This is a genomic window from bacterium (assembly GCA_037128595.1).
Lineage (GTDB): Bacteria > Verrucomicrobiota > Kiritimatiellia > CAIKKV01 > CAITUY01 > JAABPW01.
Genome location: JBAXWB010000009.1, coordinates 84,994 through 104,904, shown reverse-complemented (window position 1 = coordinate 104,904; position 19,911 = coordinate 84,994). Strand labels below are relative to the sequence as shown.

Genomic DNA, 19,911 nt, shown 5'->3' with positions numbered 1-19,911 from the left:
TATGTCGATCGTTGTCAATAGGGTGAAAAAACCGTTTAGATATTATGAGTAAGCAGTTTCGAAATGTAGAAATGGGGCTTTGGGTTGCTATTGTGGCAGGCATGTTTCTCTTGTTTAGTGCGGATGGTAACAACGAAGAGGTGTTGAGCCAGGGTCGTTCAGCGGTCGGCTGGATGATTGGGCGTTGGGAGTGGGCCGGGGCGGATATGTCGCACGGATGGCTTATTCCACTCGTCAGTCTCTACATGGTTTGGTGTAAGCGCCACGAACTTCGAGACGTCCCTAAGTTGTTGAGCTGGGCGGGATTTAGCGTTGTGTTATTTGCCCTTTTGCTCTACCTGGGTGGTTTAAGAGTTCAACAAACCCGCTTTGTTTTGTTTGCCCTTATCGGACTTTTGTGGGGCATTCCGTTTTTCCTTTATGGCAAACAGGTCGCTAAAATATTGTTATTTCCCTGTGCCTATCTGATTTTTTGCATTCCCATGACGTTTCTTGATTCCCTGACATTTCCGCTCCGGCTCATAAGCTCCTCGGTGTCTGTGGCCCTGCTGAATGGGTTCGGGATTTCAGTGACGCGCCTCGGAACGGCCATCCATGTTAATGCGGGAGAGGGGTTCTCATTGGATGTGGCGCATCCCTGTAGTGGCTTGCGATACCTTTTGGCGATGATTGCGCTGACAACGGCTTATGCTTATTTTAGCCAGAAGTCACTGCTGAAAAGAGGCATCCTGTCTGTGGCCTCGATTCCCATCGCGATGATCGGCAATATTGCGCGAATCTCATTGATTGCCGTGGTGGGGGTCGTGTTTGGAGAAAAATTCGCGGTAGGCTTTTATCACGATTATTCGGGTTATGTTGTCTTTGCCGTGGCCACATTATTGATGTTGGGACTTGGCTCGTTGTTGCAGCGGCCCTGGCCAATCTGGCGATTGAGAAAGAACGAGGATCAGGACGATGAACACTGACGTGCGAGTTACTCAAAAACGAAGCCGGTCTCTGGTGTTGGGAGTTGGCCTGTTGCTGGTATTGTTTGGTCTGACGGCTGTCATTGCTCTTTTTATTCGTAAAGTGGACACCTCTTCTTCCTCGGGAGCTGATATCCGGGCGGAGCTGCCGGAGAAGGTTTCGGGTTGGAAAGGGGAGCATATTTATTACTGTCAAAGTGAGCAATGTGCCAAATCCTTCCTTTCAAACGAATTGAATGTTTCAAATGTCTGCCCGGTATGTGAGGGGCGACTCGATCTGGTGTCCCTGGGTGAACGCACGATTCTGCCACCCGATACGATTATTTCACGGCGGCTCTATAAAAATGACCAAGCAGAGAGTATCACTGTGACGATCGTGTTGTCCGGGAATGAGCAGCGAAGCATCCATCGGCCCCAGCAGTGCCTGCCTGCGCAAGGGTTTGCGATAGAGCAGAGTTCACAGATAAACGTTCCATTGAATAATCGTATGCCGTTGAAGTTGACGTTGATTCGGGCGCGGCGATCGGGTGTTGCGGCGGCAAATCAGGCGGAGATGATCATGGCGTATTGGTTTGCCGGCGGTGGGCATGAAACGCATGACCATTTCCAGCGGATGGCGTTCATGGCGTGGGATAATCTGATCCATGGGGTCAGACCACGATGGGCGTATGTGTCGTTGCAAACGTCCTCAACTTCCGGCGGAAAGTTAGCGGAGCGCCGGTTGATCGAGTTTGTGAGCCAGCTCTATCCGCTCTTAAAGCCCGGGGCGCCTGTTCCTCAGTAGGCGCCCTTGGCGAACAGCACCACCCGGATCGTGCGGAGCAGGATTTTCAGGTCCAGCATGAAGTTCTGGTTGCGAAGATAGTAGTCATCCAGAATGCACATGTTGTGAAAGCTGACATCACTTCTTCCCGAGACCTGCCACAGGCAGGTTAACCCCGGCAACCCGCTGTGCCGGCTGTAGTGCCACTCCTCGTAGTAGTTCTCAAAGTCCCGCTTAGGTAACGGACGGGGCCCCACCAGGGTCATCTCCCCCCTCACCACGTTGATCAGTTGTGGTAGTTCATCCAGACTGAAGCGCCGCAGAAAACGGCCAACCGGTGTAATCCGGGGATCCTGTTTGATCTTGAACAGGCCTTCTCCGGATTCATTGAATTCCTCGATCTGCGCCTGTAATTCATCAGCGCGATCACTCATGGTCCGGAACTTGTACATCAGGAATGGCCGCCGGTTGATGCCCATCCGCTCCTGCATGAAAAATACCGGGCCACGGCTGGTGGCCTTGATCAAGGCGGCAATCAGGATCAAAAAGGGAATTGCTCCTACCAGCATGAAGGCGGCCAGCAATTGTGAACTTAACTGCCGGAAGTGCTGGGCCCACTTCCCGTGGGGTGAAACGGCAAAATGAACCAGCGGTAATTCCATAAAGAAGTCCGAAGCCATGCCCGCTTCATTGATGAGAACATTCAATTTATCGGAGAGCACCTTCAATTCCTGGCCTAAACTTTCGCCTAACTCTAGAAGCTGCATGATCTGCGACACCGTAAAATACTTGTAGGCGCAGAGGATCATGTCAGATTGGTGCTGTTGCACGTGGGCTTTGATCTGGGCGAGCGCCCGGTCGGTCGACCATGATGGATCGATAGCAAGATGGGCGACGATGCGTAAGCCGGCCGGTTTCGTTATGGAAATGTAGCGATCGATAAAGTCCGCCTCCGGCCCCTCACCTATGAAAAGGACCTTTGACGTTCCGAGCCGGAAATAATCCAGAATCGTTAAAGTCGCCAGACGACAGAGGATAGTGAAGACCACGTTTATGGCCAGCAGGCTCGCAAATACACTTCGTGGATGGAATTCGTTCCGGGTCAAATAAAAATACCCGTAAAATAAACCCAGAGCTAACAGGTTGGCGATGATGATGGTCCAGGCGCCATTCCGGCGGCGGATAAATCGTCTCCTGGCGTAGAGACTCATGTAGCCATAGAGGAAAAGCAGCGTGAGGCTCAGAAGACCGAGAATCCGCGGGGCGTTGGAGAGGTAGAACTGTTCCAGATCGCGGCCCAGATCTGCTGTTTCCCTGAAGCCAAGGGTGATATTGAACCAGGTGAAAAACTCATGACCGGATTCACTGTAGAATCTGATGAATAACGTTACGAAATAGGCGGCGACGACGGCGGTCAAATCGCTGATCAGCAGAGGGGCCGCCGACCTGAAAAACCGCTCCCGCCAAGAGAAGGTGCGTGGCGAGAGGGCTGTCATAAGGCGGCCCTCTTGCCCGAATGGGCTTGGTTGCCTGAGGGCGGAACGTCGCGTGATATGGCGAGCGTGAGTCCTGAGAGAATTCCCAGAAGCCAGGTGGTCCCCGGGATCTGCAAGTTGAAGTCACCGAAAGAATGAAGGCCCATGGCAACGCCTGCCAGCAACATCCCTGGTAAGATCCAGGCATACCCGGCCTGAGCCGTAGCGGACGCAGCCTGCGACAGGACGTGAGCCCACTGGCGCCAGCGCCGGAAGATAAACCAGAACGTTGACCCGATGGCGGTCAGAAACAGGATCAACCCTATCACGCCATATTCCTCAAGGAATTGCGCCCAGTCATCATGGGCCTCGAATGAATGGAATGTGTTATTGATATGGGATGGCCAGATGCCCTTTTCCCGGTCACCATCCTGTGAGGCGGCAAAGTGAGGCCAGAGATTTTGATGCATGCCGGGTCCGATTCCGAACCAAGGGGCGGAATGCCAGGCCCGAAGCGCGGCTGCAGACATTTGAAAGCGGTCGGAATATTCAAGCTGACCCCAGGGGTATTCCTTAAAGCGTTGAACATAATGCCCCCCGAATAACGCAAAGAAAATGATCCCAGCGGTCAGGAAGCAAAGCCCGCCCCCTCGGCCCCACCAGCGGGACCGCCTGTTCCATGACAGGGTGCAAAGCCATAAGGCGGTGATGATGACGAGCCCGGCCACGATGCCCCCTCCGCGGGAACGGCTTAAAATAATGCCACAGAGTGCGAGGCCTGACAGCGCGATCCCTGTGATCCTCTGAATGACGGAATTTCCCTTGATCATCACCAGCGCCAGCCCCATAGCGAGTGCGATCTCCATCAATCCTGAAAAATGATCGGGACAGAAATAGGTGCCGGTGGCGCGATGGTACCCTTCCTGATACTGGGGAAACCCCTTGACCCAGAGCACGTGGGCGTTGCCGGTTAGAAGGTGGTTGGCAATGCCGTAGATCCCGATCAATGCGAGATTGATGATCAGGATCACTGCCAGCCATCGTTTCCGTGATTCAGGAAGTCCCACAGCAGCGATCAATCCCAGTAGAAAAGGGGTCAATTGAAGGAGAAAACTCCGTTCCGCATCCATGGGAACGTCCGTTTGAATGGCACGGATCAGGGCATAAAGCAGGAAGGGGAGCCAGATCGTGAGTAGCGTGTAGATGAGGCTTGAGATATTCAGGCGGGCGGTTCCGAGTCGGGCGGATAAGGTCAGTCTGATCGCAAAGCCGGCGCAGGCCGTAAAGATGAGGGTGATAAAAGGCCAAAACCACCAGTTCTCCCATGCTCCAAACAACCAGGTTGAACCGATGGCGATCAGAGCCAGCAATCCGAATAAACCTTCCCCGATAATGGCGTCGATACGTTGCATAAGATGGTGGGCCAGAACGATATGCCGGAGCGCAGGTTCAGGCAAGCCTAGAAATAATAATTCAGTATTGACATATATCGATATAGCGATATGTTGTAGCCATGAAAACGAATGAAGCCTGTATGTCGGAATTGTCGATGGAGCTGTTGGAACGGATGGCGGGGGCCCTTAAAATCCTAGCGCATCCCTGTCGGCTTAAATTGATCGAGATTCTCCAGAGAGAGGGGGATTTACCTGTTCATGTCGTGATGGCGCGTCTTCAGCTTCCCCAGGCGACGATCTCTCAGCATTTGAATCAGATGCGGCGGGCCGGACTGGTGAAGGCGGTCCGCAAAGGGAAGGAAGTATGGTATGGGATTGATGACCCCAGTGCACTGACCATTCTGGATTGTATAAGAAGAAAACAGCAGGGGAACAGAATACAGAATTCTGGATCCTGAATTCTTGAAAAATTATGAGCAGAAAAGGCAAATGAAATGAAAATTCTTGTAATTGGCGGTGTGGCGGCGGGGATGTCGGCGGCGGCGCGGGCCAGGCGATTGGACGAATCTGCCGAGATTGTTGTTTTAGAGCGAAGTAAACACGTGTCGTTTGCTAATTGCGGGTTACCCTATCATGTGGGCGGGGTTATCAAGGAGCGCGATCATCTATTGTTACAAACCCCCCAAAGTTTGAAGGCATCCCTGAATCTGGATGTCCGGGTGGGACACGAAGCGCGTGGGATTGATCGTCAGAGACGGACCGTCCAGGTGATGGAACTGGAGTCCGGCCGCGAATATGACGAATCCTATGACAAGCTTGTGCTTGCGCCGGGTGCGGTGCCGATCCGTCCTAATCTGGCCGGAATCAATCATCCTCAAGTTTATGTCCTGAGAAATATTGAGGACATGGATCTGATCAAGGGGAAGGTGGATGGGGGGGCCCGCAAGGCGGTCGTGATTGGCGGGGGCTATATTGGCGTAGAGATGGCCGAAAATCTGCGTGAGCGTGGGCTTGAGGTGGACCTGGTGGAGATGGCGGATCAAATCATCCCCCCATTAGATCGCGAAATGGCCAGGGATCTTGAGGTCCATATGGCTGAGCATGGGGTAAAGCTGCACCTTGGGCTGGCGGCGGCAGCCTTTCGTGAGGCAGCGGGCAAGGTTGAGGTTGAATTGACAAATGCCGCAGTCCTTTCGGCTGATCTGGCCATCCTGGCGGCAGGGGTGCGTCCGGACACGGCTTTGGCCCGGGCGGCCGGTCTGACGCTGGGGGCGCGGGGCGGGATTCAGGTTGATCCGCATATGCGGACCTCGGATCCGGACATCTTTGCGGCGGGTGATGCGGTTGAAGTGGTGGATACCGTGACAGGCCAACCGTCCCTGATCCCGCTGGCGGGTCCGGCGAACCGGCAAGGGCGTATTGCGGGTGAAAATATTTGCGGTCGGAATACCCGTTACTCAACCACGCAGGGTACCGCTATTGTGAAAATATTTGATATGACGGGGGGGGGCACCGGGGCATCGGAAAAAACCCTTAAGAAATCCGGACGGACCTACCTCAAGCTTTATCTGCATCCCTCTGGACATGCCGGTTATTATCCGGGTTCAGCGCCGATGCATATCAAGGTGCTGTTCGAACCGGAGACAGGGAAATTGCTGGGAGCGCAGGTGGTGGGCTATGATGGGGTCGACAAACGGCTGGACGTGTTTGCCACCGCCATCCGGGCGGGCATGACGGTTGAACAGTTGGAGCATCTGGAGTTGGCCTATGCGCCTCCCTACAGCTCAGCCAAGGATCCCGTTAACATGGCCGGGTTTATCGGCCATAACCTGCTCATGGGCGATGTGGAATTTTGGTATGCTGAAGAGTTCCCTGAAAAAACAACAGACGGTCTGGTGATCGATGTCAGGAGTGCCCAGGAATATGAGCTGTGGCACATCCCCGGTGCGGTGAACATTCCGCTTGGAACGTTGCGCTCTCAAATCAACAAAATCCCAAAAGACCGGAAGGTCTATCTCTATTGCCGGGTGGGCTTCCGAAGCTATCTGGCCTATCGCCTGTTGCGGCAACGGGGCATCACGAAGCTGGCCACCCTGGCGGGCGGTTCATTGACGTTTTGCAGTGTCCACGAGGAGTCCGTTTGCAAGGATCCGGCCAGCCAAACGAAACCGCAGCCGTTGCTCTCTTATGCCGAGGAACCTAAGGCGCCGGCCGTGACTGCTCCCGGTAAAACGGTTGAACTGGATTGCTGTGGATTGCAATGTCCGGGACCGATCCGGCGGATGAAGGAGGAAATGGACAAGTTGGCCCCCGGTGACCAACTCAAGATATGTGTGACGGATCCCGGATTCCTCCATGATGCGCCTGCCTGGTGCTTACGTAATGGCCAGGAACTCCTGAATATTCGGCGTGAGGGGGGGCGTATCGAGGCATTGGTTCGTAAATGCGAAGCGCTGGGCTCTCGCCCCGGTACGGTCGGTGCGCAGAAAGACCGGAAGACGTTTGTTGTTTTCTCCAATGACCTCGATAAGGTGCTAGCGGGGTTTGTGATTGCCAATGGGGCGCTGGCGATGGGGAGCGAAGTCAGCATGTTCTTCACCTTCTGGGGCATTAATGCCTTGCGTAAGCCTGGCCCGCAGGCGGCCGGGAAAGGTTTATTGGATAAGATGTTTGGGTGGATGATGCCGAAAGGCCCGGGGGCATTGACCCTTTCCAAGATGCACATGATGGGTATGGGTACGGCCATGATGAAAATGGTCATGAAACAGAAAAATGTCGACTCCCTGCCGGCCTTGATCGCCTCGGCTCGGGCCGGGGGCGCCAAGCTCGTGGTGTGCACCATGTCGATGGATGTGATGGGAATCAAGCCGGGAGAACTGGTAGATGGCCTGGAGTACGGGGGCGTGGGCGCCTTCCTGGGTGAGGCGGACCAATCCAATATGACCCTGTTTATCTGAAGCTTTGCCTGCGGCTTACAGGTTCAGCCGGGTCAGGGTTTTGCCGGTCCAGGTCAGGATTTTGCGTTTTTTTAGTTTCAGGATGAGCCGCGACAAGGTTTCCGGCGTGGTCCCGATGGCGCCGGCAATATCTTTTTTCGAGATCGAGAGGGTGACGGTTTTCTGGGTGCCAAACTGCTCCTTCAGGAACCAGAGCAGGCGGCTTTCCACGTCATGCGCCTGCTGTTGGACGATGCGTTCTGCCAGATAGCGCTGTTTGCGCATCAGCATGGCAATGAAATCGTTACGAAACCCCTCGGTATTGAGCAGGTGATGGACGTCAGCACGAGGGAATACGATGACCTCGCTATCGGCCAGTGCGACCGCGGTCACAGGATAATTCTCGCGCTCAACGAGAACCACCTCGGCGAAAACCTCACTGGGTTGAACGATTTTAATGACGACTTCACTGCCGTCCGGAGCTGTCTTGTGAAGCTGGATGGCCCCCCGCCGCAATAAAAAGATGGCGCGGCCAGGATCGCTTTCGCGGAACAGGAACTGGCGCTTCTTCAACTCTCTTACCGAACAGATCGCTGCAAGCGCTTTGACGCTCTCGCGGGATAAGTCTTTGAAGAAGCTGCTGTCGGCTAAAAATTGATATCCCTTGATCATGTCGCCACTGTATCTCGTATCCACGTCGCGTCAATCGCCAAAGCGTCTAAAAGAGCTTTCTATTTATAAAAGAGCCGCCATAATTCAGGGCGAATCTTCGAATGAGAGTAATCCAGCAAAGGAGTCATTGGAATGGAAAATATTCCGGTTCTGCATGTGTCGGGGAAATCCCTGGCTGAAGCCTATGAGATGGCGTTGTGTGCGCTGAACGAAAATGGGATCGGGTTCAGGACCCAGTATGACAAGCCCGGGGATCCGGTCAGCCTTGATTCCACCATGAATATCACGGTGCTGGATCCGTTGTCCGACCCCATGATCCACAAGGCCTTTCCGGGAGGCATTGAAGACCTGCGTGAGTATGTGATGGAGCTTCAAGGGGCCAAGGATCACTGGGTCAAAAACATGAATGATCCGGCGGATACCCGCTGGGAGTACACCTATCACGGACGGTTGGCCAATTACGGGGCGCTCAAGGAGTTGAAGAATTATGAATCTGTCGAAACGGGCTGGTTCAAAATCAACCAGATTGAGGCCGTTGTCAGCAAATTGGTGAAGCAGCCCTTTACCCGCCAGGCGCAGATGATTACCTGGATGCCGCACGTGGATTTGGATTGCTACGACCCGCCTTGCCTGCAGTCACTCTGGTACCGGATCCTTGAGGACAAGGAAGGGGTGTGGTGGCTGAATTGTAATATCCGGTTCCGGAGTAATGACGCCTGGGGGGCCAACTTCATGAACATGTTCGGATTGACCCTGTTTAACCGGGATGTCATGGCGGCCGAAATTTCGCGTCGCGCCGGGAAGACCGTCAAGTTAGGCCGTCTCAATTGGCAGGCGGATTCATTCCACATTTATGGCAAGGATATTGATGTGGCCCGCCAGCGCTTGTTTGATCGTATCCGGACGACCCGGTTTGAAGACCGTGTTTATAGTTTCAATGATCCGATGATTCAGGAAATCTATAATGAGGCGGAGGCCACGGTGCGGGAGAAAATCCGGGAGTTTGATGCGCGCTGACGGACGATCCGCCTCCACCCTATGAGAATACTAGTCACAGCCGGGCCGACCCGCGAGTTCATGGACCCCGTGCGGTTTATCAGTAATCGCTCTTCGGGTAAAATGGGCTATGCCATTGCCGAGGCGGCCCTTGAGCGGGGACATGACGTCATCCTGATCTCCGGGCCAGTAGCCATTCCGGCGCCTGTAAAGGCCAAGTTGGTTCCGGTGGTTTCCGCGGCAGAAATGCTTGCGGCTGTGGAAACCCACTGGTGGGCCGCGGATGCCCTGGTGATGGCGGCGGCCGTGTCGGATTGGCGCCCGGCGGCGATCAGCCGCCAAAAGCTGAAAAAGCGCGATAGCGGATCGGAACTGGTCCTGGAAGCAACGGCGGATATCCTGCTGACCCTCAAGCCGCAAAAAGGAGCGCGGGTGGTGGTGGGGTTTGCTGCGGAAACGACTGACGTTGAGGTGGAGGCGCGGCGAAAATTGGAGGCCAAGGGGCTCGATATGGTGGTGGCCAATGATGTGACCCAGCCTGATGCGGGCTTTGATGTCGATACCAACCGGGTGATATTTATCACGCGACAAGCCGAGCCCCTGGCCTTGCCGGTGATGTCTAAACGCGAGGTGGGTGAGCGCATTATCGAATGGGTGGAATCGAAAGCGGGCGTGTCCGGCAAGGGACGACAGGGGGACTCGCACCCCGGATGGCGGGGCGTGGTTAGCGACCGCTTGGCTCAGCAATTAGATTTCATCCGGGAAATTGACAAGCTCAAGAAGATCTCCCGGCGCACATTGCTGATGGATGGCTCCCGCTATGAAAATGACGCCGAGCATTCCTGGCATCTGGCCGTCATGGCGATGCTGTTGAAGGAGCATGGGAACGGGCCCACCTTGGATTTGGCGCGGGTCATTAAAATGGTGCTGGTTCATGATATTGTCGAAATTGATGCCGGTGATACCTATTGCTACGACGACAAAGGCAATCGGGATAAGCGGGTGAGGGAAACGGTGGCCGCCGGCCGGATTTTCGGGCTGCTTCCCGCGGATCAACAGGTGGAGTTCAGGGCGTTATGGGAGGAATTCGAGGCACGGGTGACGCCGGAGGCTCAATTTGCCGCCGCGCTTGACCGGATCCAGCCCCTGATGCATAACTACTTCACCAACGGGGTGGTGTGGCGGAATCACGGAGTGACGAGCGGCAAAGTGCATGACCGCAATCAGCATGTGGCTGAAGGGTCCCGCCCATTGTGGAAATTTGCAGAAACACTCATTCAGGATGCGGTTGAGCGCGGATATCTTGAAGCGTAAGGTTCAATGGCAGAAAGCATAACGTATGGCTGAGCAGGTTGATCAACTTTTATTCGTGGGCGGGCATGATGCCAGTTGCAGCGCCATGGCCGCGGCCTTTGCCAATGCGACCGGGCGGAAGAATGTTTCTGCCATCTATGCCGGGGTGCTTTCCGGCGCAGTGGACCCATTGGTATGGCGGGTATTATCCGAAGTGCATCTTTTTGAAGAATCGCGGGGTGGCAAGCGTGTGGCCGATCTGGGGAGTTGTGCGCCGGATCTGATGGTCGCCCTGTCAGGGGAGGCGGCCGACGCGTGCCGGATGTTGCCTGGTAATCCACAGAAACTGCACTGGAATATCACGGAGCCTTCCGCGCTCACGGGTGATACGGAATGGCGCCTTCAGGCCTTTCGTGAGGCGCGTGATGTGATCAGGCGCCTGGTGGATGATCTTTATTCACAGGGGGGGCTGTCCGCCTTTCTGGCGTCAAAACATGAGCATGACCTGGTTTTGGACCATCTTTCAGAAGGAGTCATTGCGCATGACTTGAATCGACGGATCTTTTACTTCAATGCGGCGGCAGAACGGATTACCGGATACAAGCGGGAAGAGTTGCTGAACCGTGATTGTCATGAAGTGTTGCCCGGCGGGTTATGTGGGGCGAAATGTTCGTTCTGTCATGGGGATCATCTGCCTGAATCTGCATGTAGCAAAGATCTGGAGATTGTCACCCGGAGCGGGGATCGACGGCGAATACACATGAATCTCGTGGCGATCAATAATGACCGGGGAATCCCCATGGGGGTGCTTGGCTGTTTCCGGGATTTAACCACTGACGTTCAGTTGGCACAGCGTCTTGGTGAAAATGAACATTTCAGTGGAATTGTGGGACGCGATCCCAAGATGCTGGCCCTGTATGATATTATTCCCGAGTTGGCGGAATCCGGGGCCCCGGTTCTTGTTCAGGGGGAAAGCGGGACCGGCAAGGAGCTTGTTGCGGCCGCGTTACACAATGAAGGGCCCCGTGTGAACAAACTGTTTGTGCCGGTGAATTGTGGCGCTCTGCCGGAGGGGTTGCTTGAAAGCGAACTCTTCGGGCATGTCAAAGGGGCGTTTACGGGCGCCATTCGGGATAAGAAGGGGCGCTTTGAACTGGCGGATGGGGGAACCATATTCCTCGATGAAATCGGCGATATTTCGCCCGCGATGCAGGTTAAACTGTTGCGGGTGCTTCAAGAGGGCCGCTTTGAACAGGTCGGAAGCGAAAAGACCATCAAAGTGAATGTCCGCGTCGTTAGTGCCACGCATCGGGATCTGATAAAGGAAATGGCGGCCGGGCGGTTCCGTGAAGATTTATTCTATCGGCTGAGCGTGGTCCCGCTAGTGTTGCCCCCCCTGCGGGAACGGCTCACCGATATTCCCCTGCTGGCCAGTCATTTCCTTAAACTGCTGGCGGGTTCACGGGAAATGACGATTTCTGCGGATGCCCTGGATTTCATGATGAGCTATAACTGGCCGGGAAATGTGCGTGAACTCCAAAATTGGATACAATTTGCGCTCATCAAATGTAAAACGGGACCGATTCTTCTGCAACATTTACCGCCCATTGCGCTCAAAACGATGCCAATGCCTTCAGTTGGGTCTGTTTCGCCTGTCGTCCCCCCTAAAGGGAAGCAGCGCCTGACCCAGCAGATTGTGAATGACGCCATTGAGCGGGCTGGCGGAAACAAAGTGGAGGCGGCGAAAGCGCTGGGCGTATCGCGGGCTACACTGTACCGGTTTATGGACAAGACCGGACCGAATGCGTCATGAGACAATTTGCAGCACCCTCTGAGACATATTCTTGAGCTGTAATTTTTCTGAATATGCGACATAAAGCATTCATGGGGAATGTCTTGTGACAATATTCACGAATTAAATATTTTCGGCATGTATCTTGCATCAGTAACAAACATATTTTTATTGGAGAAGCATGCATGGATGATTACAATGACAACATCAGGTTGCTAATTGAAGCTTCGGCTCGCTTGATCGCGGTTGCGGATAAAGGGCAGGCCGAGTGTACCGATGATAATTGTATGTCGCTGTACGGTTTAGCCAAGGATTGTGGCTACCGGATACGGGGCTCAGCGGAGCGTGAGTTCAGGGCGCATGAGGTCAAACATAATAAGTCAATGTAGGTAGGGTTTAGCGGGCAAAAGAGGTAACTAATGAAATTCAAATTTATCTTATCACTAGTTCTTTGTGTTTCAGCGGCAACGCTGTGTTTGGCGGAGGCGGCCAAGAATGAGGAGACGCCATCCAAAAAAGCTGTGGTGGCGGGAAATCCCGTCTGGCTGACCTCTCTTGCCGAGGCGAAGGCCGAGGCGGCCAAACGTAAGGTTCCTATTTTGGCTGACTTTTCCGGTTCGGATTGGTGTGGTTGGTGCATCAAGCTTGATAAAGAGGTGTTCTCTACAGAGGTATTCCGGAAGTATGCTTCAGAAAATCTGGTATTGTTGCTGGTGGATTATCCTAGGAATAAGCCGCAATCGGATGAAATTAAAAAGCAGAACAACGAATTGGCGGAAAAATTCGGCATTGAGGGATTTCCTACTATTCTGTTGCTGGATGCCGGGGGAGCGTTATTAGGCCGGACAAGTTACCTTCCGGGTGGAGGAGATAATTATGTCACGCACTTGCGCAAATTGCTGAAGAATAAGTGAAAATAATAAAGGAGTTGGAATGACATATATATGTAATGTTTGTGGCTATGTATATGATCCGGCTAAAGGGGATCCCGATCATGGGGTTGCGCCGGGAACAAGTTTCGCAGATATTCCGGCCGATTGGCTTTGTCCCGATTGTGGTGTAGGCAAGGATGAGTTTTCGCCTCAAGGTTGATCAGTTATCTATTCAAAGGAGATTTTAATGACGAAGCGTTCAGAAGTTTATAAATGTGAGTTGTGCGGGAATATGGTTGAGATGGTTCACGCATCCGCTGGACAGTTGGTGTGTTGTGGTCAGGCCATGAAAGGGATGTCCGAAAACACGGTGGATGCCTCTAAGGAAAAGCATATTCCCGTGATCGAGCAAATGGCCAATGGGGTCAAGGTGACGATCGGGAGTGTCGCGCATCCCATGGAGGAAAAGCATTACATTGAGTGGATTGAACTGCTCGTGGGCGATACCGTGTTGCGCCAGTATCTTAAGCCCGGCGCTCCGCCGGTCGCCTTTTTTGAGGGGGTGACGGCGAAACAGGTGGTTGCTCGGGAGTTCTGTAATCTTCACGGTTTGTGGAAGGCGTAAACATGATCTCGAAAAAAATGACGAAGGCGATTAATGAGCAGATTAACAAGGAGATTTTCTCCTCGTACCTGTATCTTGCCATGTCAGCTAATGCGATCACGCTTGGCTACAAGGGGGCAGGTGCATGGTTCCGGGTGCAGTTCCAGGAAGAGTTGGAGCATGCCTTGAAATTTTACAACTATCTCCTGAGTCAGGGGGAGGTTATTGAGTTCGGTGCGATCGAAAAGCCCGCGGTCGGGTATAAGACGATGTTGGACCTGTTTGTCGACACGCTCGCGCATGAAAAAATAGTAACCAAGTCCTTGAATACGTTGATGGATCTTGCTGTCGCCGAGAAGGATTATGCCACTCAGGCCATGTTGCAGTGGTATATCACTGAACAGATCGAGGAAGAGGCTAACGACACGGATATTATTGCCATGATCAAGATGGCCGGGACTTCCACCGGGACCTTATACATGGTGGACAAGCAGCTCGGAAAGCGTGGGGTAAAGCCGGGCTGAGTGCGACTGCTGAGTATACCCTGAAACGGAGATTGAAGCTGCCGCTGAGCAAGGCGGCCGCTTCAATTGTATTTATTGAAGGGGAGATGATGTTTAAAAAGTGTACAGGATGTGGACATCATTGGGGTAGCCGGGAAGCCTTTCTGTCGGATCCCGCGATCAAGCTCATCGGCTATCAAGTCAACTTCGTTGAGCTCGAGACGGGATATTTTTTATTCAATCACCTGGATCCGGCCTGTCTGACGACCTTGGCCTTGCCTGTCGCGCAATTCAGAAATATGTACCAGGGCGAGGTCTATGATATCCGTATGACGGGTTCAGTGAAATGTCCCGGTCATTGTCTGCACGACAAAAACATGACGGCCTGTCCTGCAAAATGCGAGTGTAGTTTCGTGCGTGAAGTGATGCAGGTCGTTCTGAGATGGCCTAAAAATGAGGCCGCTTGAAGAGGAGCCTCTTTTGAAAAAACGGATTGTATGGTGCTTATTTCTGGCAGCGTTTTCTCAATGGAGCGTTGCCACCGACCCCTTCGGAGTTGATCTCTTGCGGGAGGGGAGTGGGTCCAATTTAGTGGTAACGGTCCGGATTTCGATCCCGGAAAAGCACCACATTTATGCCGATCAGTTGCGTGTGGAATCCGAATCCGGTGTTTTGTTCAAGCTGGCCGGGGGGGATCAACCGGTTGCGATCCATGACGCCTTTTCGGAGGGAGTGCGGCTCTCTTTTACGAACAAGGTTGCGCTCCGGTTCATTTCTGGAACGGCGGTACCCGAGACTGAAACCCTGGCCGTGTCGTATCAGGGGTGCAATGAAGACCAATGTTTTTTTCCGAAAACACGCAAGTTTACCGTTACCTCCGCCTCTGAGCGGATAACCGATTCCCTCCTTCCTGAAACGGGACTGGGGACGGAGGGATGGCGTTCGGGATTGGCCGGGATGAGGACCGTTGGGAGGGCTTCCGGATATTTAAATACCAAAGCCTTCCTGTCCTTTCTTAATCAGGCAGAGGGGCATGCCGAAGTGGTGGTTAATCCCGAAAGCATGGTCGCTCGGGTGAAAACGGCTTCTTTGCTTTTTAGTTCCAATCCTTTGGAATTCTTTAAATTACACGGGGTGTGGTGGACGGTCCTGATCATTCTTGCCGGTGGGCTTCTGCTGAATTTGACCCCTTGTGTACTCCCCATGATCCCAATCAATCTGGCGATTATCGGGGTGGGGGCCCAGAATGGAACCAAGGCGAAAGGGTTTTTCCTTGGCGGGGCCTATGGACTGGGAATTGCCCTGGTATACGGCGTGTTAGGGGTGGTGGTAGTTCTGACGGGCTCGCAGTTCGGGGTCCTGAACTCCCTTCCCTGGTTCAATGTGATGATCGGGCTGGTGTTTGTATTACTGGCGCTGGCGATGTTCGATGTGTTCTCTATCGATATGACGCGCTTCCAGCGGGTGGGTGGCGGAGGTGACGGGACCCAGGGGAAAGTGGTGACCGCCATGTTCATGGGAGGAATTTCCGCTTTGCTGGCGGGTGCCTGTGTGGCGCCGGTGGTAATTGCGGTGTTGTTGTTGTCGAGTAATCTCTACGCGCAGGGTGCCCATATAGGCCTGATGCTGCCCTTTATCCTGGGGGCAGGAATGGCTTTACCCTGGCCTTTTGCCGGATCCGGGCTGTCATTCCTGCCCAAGCCGGGCGCTTGGATGATGTGGGTGAAAACGGGTTTTGGCATACTGATCCTTCTGTTCGCGTTGTATTACTTCTCCCTCGCGTATCAGGGGTGGTGGGGCAAGAAGGAGGTCAGGCAGGTTGAATCAGGTGTCTATCAGATCACGGGTTCAGATCTGACGGCATGGAATGCCGTTGTGTCCGACTCTGCGAAAACGGGAAAACCGATATTCATCGATTTCTGGGCTACCTGGTGCAAAAATTGCGAAGCGATGGAGTTGACAACCTTTCGTGCGCAGGAAGTGAAACAAAGGTTGTCCGGATATGTTGTGGTGAAATTCCAGGCAGAAGACCTGACCGACAAGGGGACACGTGCGGTAACGGAGGCGTTTGAGGTAAAAGGATTGCCTACGTATGTGGTGCTCAAGGCAGGGAGCTCCTTACCATGAGCTGCAGCAGTGGCGCCAAACGGAAAAATTCCTCAGGCAACTCGAAAAAGCATCCTTGCCCTGATTGTAAAATGTGTAACTGGTGTTCCGACGCTCGGTGTGCAAAGTGCCAGGGCTGGCTCGTGAAGAAAACGCGGACAGGTGGAGGTAAATGAGCCATATCAACAGACTTGGAATAGTGGTCGTGGGGGCATCAGGTGACCTGGCTCAAACCAAAGTGATCCCTGCTTTGTTCGCCTTGTATTGTCAGCATTTTCTTCCGGAGGACTTTCACCTCTACGGGTTGGCTCGAACGGCTATGGACCATCTGGCGTTCCGGAGAAAAGTGGCGGAGAATCTGACCTGTCGCTATGCCCCTGGCGAGTCATGTGACGATCTTACGGAAGCATTTCTCCAACGATGTTTTTATTCCCAGGGACAGTATTCCTCTTGTGACTCTTTTCTGGACTTATTCGAGTTGATGCGTGAGGTGGAAGGGGCCGGACCGATTAACCGGATCTTTTACATGGCTATTCCTCCTTCTGTTTTCAAGGATGTGGCCCAGGCTCTTGGTAATTCAGGCTTGGTTGCCTGTGATGATTTAAACGGCTGGTCCAGAATGGTCGTGGAGAAACCGTTTGGCCGCGACCGGGCTTCGTCGGATCTGCTGGTTGAAGAGATGCAGACGGTGTTTACGGAGGAAATGACCTATCGGATCGATCACTATCTCGGGAAGGAAATCGTTCAAAACCTGATGGTGCTCCGCTTTGCCAATTTGATTTTCGAGCCATTGTGGAACAAAACGTTCATTGAAAGTGTGAGCATCCGATGGGCCGAACCTATTGGGGTGGGCCAACGAGCGGGCTATTTTGACGGGTTTGGAATCATTCGCGACGTGATGCAGAACCATCTGTTGCAGATCCTCTCGCTTTTGGCCATGGAGCAGCCTGTTGAATATTCGGCTGCAGCCGTACGCAATGCCAAGGTGGCCTTGCTTCGTTCCATCTCGCCGATCACGCGTGAGCGGCTGGCCATTGGTCAATATGGGGCCGCCGTGAAAGGGCCGCAGACGGCCTATATTGCGGCGCTCAATGTTCCGGCTGATTCATTGACTCCGACCTATGCGGCTGCCTTGCTTCAGATCCACAACCCTCGTTGGGAGGGTGTCCCTTTTCTGGTTGAAGCAGGCAAGGCGTTGGACCGGAAAATCAATGAAGTTCGGATTAGATTTCGTGACATCCCTGCGGGCCTTTTTGGAAAAAATAGCTCAGTTATTCATCCGAATGAACTCATCATCCGAATTCAACCCGATGAGGCGATTGTGCTGAAAATCATGAATAAACTTCCTGGCCTGGGGCTGGAATTGGCTTCGACTGAATTAAACCTGCGTTACCAGGCGGCATTTTCGGCATTGATTCCGGATGCTTATGAGTGTCTGCTTCTGGATGTGATCAAAGGGGATCGTAGTTTATTTATCCGGGCGGACGAATTGGAGGCCGCTTGGGATGTGTTTACACCCGTGTTGCATCAGATGGAGTCTGAACGCATGGCTCCCGAAATTTATCCGTATGGATCTTCCGGACCGCTCACAGGAAAAGCGCTTGCTCGCTCCTATGGCTTCCCGGAGTCGTAAAACTATTTCGTCGGTTTCTCAATCACCGCGACGGGAATCCATCCCGACCCTGACGGGCTGGATACGTAAATCCAGTTTTCGTTGGTCGCACCAAGGGAAACCGTGGCACCAGGCTTCAGTCTGAAAAGCTTGAGCGAGGCTTCTGAGGGGGCCAACCACACCTGAACGTCGTCATTGCCGGAAATAGTCCCGCCTTTTCCCTGCCTAAGCTGTTGGTCTAAACGGTGCCAAATGGAGTCCCCGGCATTTTCTGTGGATTTTTCGGAAAGGTTCGGAGTTACTGTATTGGAATGCGTGGGGGCCGGCGTATAGATGGATTGGGCTGGAGCGTGTTCGGAATGATAGTGGATAGGAAACGGTCCTGCGGTTAGAGTTTCGTATCGCATGTTCCGGGTGTCAAAGTAACTCAGCGAACAGGCGGGCAGGGCGGTGAGGTTGCTGTTGCATGGGACCAGGGTCTGATTGAATACTTGGCGCACCAGCGTGCTTTCGTTCCCGGCAGGTTTCAGTTCGTACACTTTCAGGTCAGGCCCCGGTTTAATGTTCGGTCTCAGGTACGTGTCCGGCAGCAAATCCCCCTCAATGGTGTAGGTGATGGTGATTAAATCACCCAAGGCAATGTTGAGGGGGGCTGGAATGGCCGAAAACGTAAAGCGCCCCACGAGTCCTGAGAAATCCGGCGGGCGACCCGTTTCAGGAAGCGGCCGGATGCTGATCACCCTGGTTTCGACAGGAATGCTGGCGGGGCGGCGTGATTCCTGCATCATGAAAAAAGAGCGGGTCGTTTGGATGAACGTTCCGCTCAGGCGTGGTGACAGGGAGACCGGACCTGCTTTCGCGGCCCGCGCCCAAGCCCGGAACTTCCGCACTTCATAGGGGAGGCCGTCGAGGGTGGTGGTTTCACGGGGAAGTTCCTGAAATGGGTAGAGTTGCATCTGGTCGGGAGCGGGAAGGGCATCAATCGAGATCTGTGGGGCAAGCGTTTCGCCCGTAACATGGATCGCCAATGTGAGTTGGAATGCTTCCCCCTCATAGATGGTCGACCGGTCCGTGGAAAAACGGGCGAAGAGCGGGGGTGCGGAAATGGCGGGCAGACACAGGGAGAGAAAGAGTAATCCTCCTGCAAGGGTTCTTCCTAATATCTGGCCAAAGGTGTACATGTGCTGCATAATCTATACTTCATTTAACGGTGTCAATGAGGAGAATGATGGGTATGATTTTGTACGTAATAATGGAAACAGCGGAAAAGTATCTCTCAGGGAACTGGCAGCGTCCACGATTGACTCTGGAGGAAATGTCCGGCGACTTCTGTTTGATGATTCATTACAAGCAGTTGAACCTGAAAATGTTATCGCGGCTTCAGCCTCGGGCCATTGTTTATAGCGGAACCTCTACCCCCTTTGAAGAGTATGATGTCCGGCAAACCAGGAATTACAGGAAAGTGGTGATGACCTCGATGATTCCGCAGTTAGGGATTTGCGGGGGACATCAACTGGCTTCAGAGTTCTTTGGGTGTACCTTGGGAACCATGCACCGGATCCGAGAGGATGAGGCTGATCATAATCCCAAATATCACCCGGGGGAATACAAGGAGTGGGGGATTTACCCTGTCACCGTATTGCAAAAAGATCCCTTGTTTGTTGGGCTGGGAAAGGTAGTCAGGGTCCAGCAGTTCCATCGGAGCGAGATCAAAGGGATTGGGCGTGATCTCGAGGTGTTGGCTAGCAGTCCATCCTGTCAGGTTCAGGCCTTCCGGCACCGGATCCGGCCTTTCTATGGCGTTCAGTTCCATCCGGAAGAGGCATCTGAAGGCTATCCGGACGGATTTAAAATTCTTCGCAATTTCTTTGTATGGGCGGCGGCTCGACAGAAATAATGAATTTGTTGTATATAGTAGGCCTTCGTTA

Annotated in this window: 19 protein-coding genes and 1 pseudogene; 16 read left to right on the top strand and 4 right to left on the bottom strand. The window is 53.5% G+C overall.

Annotation, left to right across the window (positions count from 1 at the left end; genetic code table 11):
* The first annotated feature begins 44 nt into the window (after nt 1-44).
* Complete coding sequence (locus WCS52_07565) at nt 45-965, top strand: exosortase/archaeosortase family protein (protein MEI6167036.1); 921 nt, start codon at nt 45-47, stop codon at nt 963-965.
* Entirely contained in the window at nt 955-1,749 is a 795-nt protein-coding gene (locus WCS52_07560) for an exosortase C-terminal domain/associated protein EpsI (GenBank protein ID MEI6167035.1), read from the top strand. The genes WCS52_07565 and WCS52_07560 overlap by 11 nt, the downstream gene beginning before the upstream one ends.
* Here WCS52_07560 and WCS52_07555 read toward each other — a convergent pair.
* Together WCS52_07555 and WCS52_07550 are read right to left on the bottom strand one after the other, a co-directional pair.
* A complete protein-coding gene (locus WCS52_07555) occupies nt 1,743-3,224 on the bottom strand; it encodes an exopolysaccharide biosynthesis polyprenyl glycosylphosphotransferase (GenBank protein ID MEI6167034.1) in 1,482 nt (493 codons plus the stop codon). The two genes, WCS52_07560 and WCS52_07555, sit on opposite strands and share 7 nt — an antisense overlap.
* A complete protein-coding gene (locus WCS52_07550) occupies nt 3,221-4,615 on the bottom strand; it encodes an O-antigen ligase family protein (protein MEI6167033.1) in 1,395 nt (464 codons plus the stop codon). The genes WCS52_07555 and WCS52_07550 overlap by 4 nt, the downstream gene beginning before the upstream one ends.
* A gap of 101 nt (nt 4,616-4,716) precedes the next feature.
* Here WCS52_07550 and WCS52_07545 point away from each other — a divergent pair, with 101 nt between their 5' ends.
* Both WCS52_07545 and WCS52_07540 read left to right on the top strand, forming a co-directional pair.
* Nucleotides 4,717-5,055, top strand: coding sequence for a metalloregulator ArsR/SmtB family transcription factor (locus WCS52_07545; GenBank protein ID MEI6167032.1), 339 nt, complete (start codon nt 4,717-4,719; stop codon nt 5,053-5,055).
* 36 nt (nt 5,056-5,091) lie between these two features.
* On the top strand, nt 5,092-7,554 hold the full coding sequence (locus WCS52_07540; protein MEI6167031.1) for an FAD-dependent oxidoreductase: 2,463 nt from the start codon (nt 5,092-5,094) through the stop codon (nt 7,552-7,554).
* A gap of 15 nt (nt 7,555-7,569) precedes the next feature.
* Here WCS52_07540 and WCS52_07535 read toward each other — a convergent pair whose 3' ends face one another.
* The gene (locus WCS52_07535; protein MEI6167030.1) at nt 7,570-8,229 is read right to left on the bottom strand and encodes a Crp/Fnr family transcriptional regulator; all 660 of its coding nucleotides are present in this window, start codon (nt 8,227-8,229) and stop codon (nt 7,570-7,572) included.
* 108 nt (nt 8,230-8,337) lie between these two features.
* On the opposite strand from WCS52_07535, the gene WCS52_07530 reads away from it, so the two are divergent.
* The 11 genes and pseudogenes from WCS52_07530 (at nt 8,338) to zwf (ending at nt 18,004) form a co-directional block, all read left to right on the top strand.
* A complete protein-coding gene (locus WCS52_07530; protein MEI6167029.1) occupies nt 8,338-9,222 on the top strand; it encodes a thymidylate synthase in 885 nt (294 codons plus the stop codon).
* A 21-nt stretch (nt 9,223-9,243) separates the two neighbouring features.
* Nucleotides 9,244-9,771, top strand: a pseudogene (locus WCS52_07525) (phosphopantothenoylcysteine decarboxylase).
* Between the two features lie 150 nt (nt 9,772-9,921).
* Complete coding sequence (locus WCS52_07520) at nt 9,922-10,515, top strand: HD domain-containing protein (protein ID MEI6167028.1); 594 nt, start codon at nt 9,922-9,924, stop codon at nt 10,513-10,515.
* Between the two features lie 25 nt (nt 10,516-10,540).
* Nucleotides 10,541-12,307, top strand: coding sequence for a sigma 54-interacting transcriptional regulator (locus WCS52_07515; protein MEI6167027.1), 1,767 nt, complete (start codon nt 10,541-10,543; stop codon nt 12,305-12,307).
* 398 nt (nt 12,308-12,705) lie between these two features.
* Complete coding sequence (locus tag WCS52_07510; protein ID MEI6167026.1) at nt 12,706-13,200, top strand: thioredoxin family protein; 495 nt, start codon at nt 12,706-12,708, stop codon at nt 13,198-13,200.
* Nucleotides 13,201-13,219: 19 nt separating this feature from the next.
* Complete coding sequence (locus WCS52_07505) at nt 13,220-13,378, top strand: rubredoxin (GenBank protein MEI6167025.1); 159 nt, start codon at nt 13,220-13,222, stop codon at nt 13,376-13,378.
* Between the two features lie 27 nt (nt 13,379-13,405).
* Nucleotides 13,406-13,783, top strand: a complete 378-nt coding sequence (locus WCS52_07500; protein MEI6167024.1) for a desulfoferrodoxin — start codon at nt 13,406-13,408, stop codon at nt 13,781-13,783.
* Nucleotides 13,784-13,785: 2 nt separating this feature from the next.
* Nucleotides 13,786-14,286 (top strand): ferritin, encoded by a 501-nt coding sequence (locus WCS52_07495; protein MEI6167023.1) that lies wholly within the window; start codon nt 13,786-13,788, stop codon nt 14,284-14,286.
* An 86-nt stretch (nt 14,287-14,372) separates the two neighbouring features.
* The gene (locus WCS52_07490; protein ID MEI6167022.1) at nt 14,373-14,732 is read left to right on the top strand and encodes a hypothetical protein; all 360 of its coding nucleotides are present in this window, start codon (nt 14,373-14,375) and stop codon (nt 14,730-14,732) included.
* A gap of 13 nt (nt 14,733-14,745) precedes the next feature.
* A complete protein-coding gene (locus tag WCS52_07485) occupies nt 14,746-16,392 on the top strand; it encodes a cytochrome c biogenesis protein CcdA (GenBank protein ID MEI6167021.1) in 1,647 nt (548 codons plus the stop codon).
* 151 nt (nt 16,393-16,543) lie between these two features.
* Nucleotides 16,544-18,004: a glucose-6-phosphate dehydrogenase gene (gene zwf, locus WCS52_07480; protein ID MEI6167020.1), complete on the top strand. Its 1,461-nt coding sequence runs from the start codon at nt 16,544-16,546 to the stop codon at nt 18,002-18,004.
* A 2-nt stretch (nt 18,005-18,006) separates the two neighbouring features.
* On the opposite strand, the gene WCS52_07475 is transcribed toward zwf, so the two are convergent.
* On the bottom strand, nt 18,007-19,173 hold the full coding sequence (locus WCS52_07475; protein MEI6167019.1) for a hypothetical protein: 1,167 nt from the start codon (nt 19,171-19,173) through the stop codon (nt 18,007-18,009).
* A 44-nt stretch (nt 19,174-19,217) separates the two neighbouring features.
* On the opposite strand from WCS52_07475, the gene WCS52_07470 reads away from it, so the two are divergent.
* Nucleotides 19,218-19,880, top strand: a complete 663-nt coding sequence (locus WCS52_07470; protein ID MEI6167018.1) for a gamma-glutamyl-gamma-aminobutyrate hydrolase family protein — start codon at nt 19,218-19,220, stop codon at nt 19,878-19,880.
* Nucleotides 19,881-19,911 lie beyond the last annotated feature (31 nt).

Coding starts and splice junctions, on each gene's coding strand:
- WCS52_07565 (MEI6167036.1), top strand. CDS start 45: ATGAGTAAGCAGTTTCGAAATGTAGAAATGGGGCTTTGGGTTGCTATT.
- WCS52_07470 (MEI6167018.1), top strand. CDS start 19,218: ATGATTTTGTACGTAATAATGGAAACAGCGGAAAAGTATCTCTCAGGG.
- WCS52_07490 (MEI6167022.1), top strand. CDS start 14,373: ATGATGTTTAAAAAGTGTACAGGATGTGGACATCATTGGGGTAGCCGG.
- WCS52_07510 (MEI6167026.1), top strand. CDS start 12,706: ATGAAATTCAAATTTATCTTATCACTAGTTCTTTGTGTTTCAGCGGCA.
- WCS52_07500 (MEI6167024.1), top strand. CDS start 13,406: ATGACGAAGCGTTCAGAAGTTTATAAATGTGAGTTGTGCGGGAATATG.
- WCS52_07545 (MEI6167032.1), top strand. CDS start 4,717: ATGAAAACGAATGAAGCCTGTATGTCGGAATTGTCGATGGAGCTGTTG.
- WCS52_07540 (MEI6167031.1), top strand. CDS start 5,092: ATGAAAATTCTTGTAATTGGCGGTGTGGCGGCGGGGATGTCGGCGGCG.
- WCS52_07475 (MEI6167019.1), bottom strand. CDS start 19,173: ATGCAGCACATGTACACCTTTGGCCAGATATTAGGAAGAACCCTTGCA.
- zwf (MEI6167020.1), top strand. CDS start 16,544: ATGAGCCATATCAACAGACTTGGAATAGTGGTCGTGGGGGCATCAGGT.
- WCS52_07495 (MEI6167023.1), top strand. CDS start 13,786: ATGATCTCGAAAAAAATGACGAAGGCGATTAATGAGCAGATTAACAAG.
- WCS52_07505 (MEI6167025.1), top strand. CDS start 13,220: ATGACATATATATGTAATGTTTGTGGCTATGTATATGATCCGGCTAAA.
- WCS52_07555 (MEI6167034.1), bottom strand. CDS start 3,224: ATGACAGCCCTCTCGCCACGCACCTTCTCTTGGCGGGAGCGGTTTTTC.
- WCS52_07560 (MEI6167035.1), top strand. CDS start 955: ATGAACACTGACGTGCGAGTTACTCAAAAACGAAGCCGGTCTCTGGTG.
- WCS52_07515 (MEI6167027.1), top strand. CDS start 10,541: ATGGCTGAGCAGGTTGATCAACTTTTATTCGTGGGCGGGCATGATGCC.
- WCS52_07550 (MEI6167033.1), bottom strand. CDS start 4,615: ATGCAACGTATCGACGCCATTATCGGGGAAGGTTTATTCGGATTGCTG.
- WCS52_07530 (MEI6167029.1), top strand. CDS start 8,338: ATGGAAAATATTCCGGTTCTGCATGTGTCGGGGAAATCCCTGGCTGAA.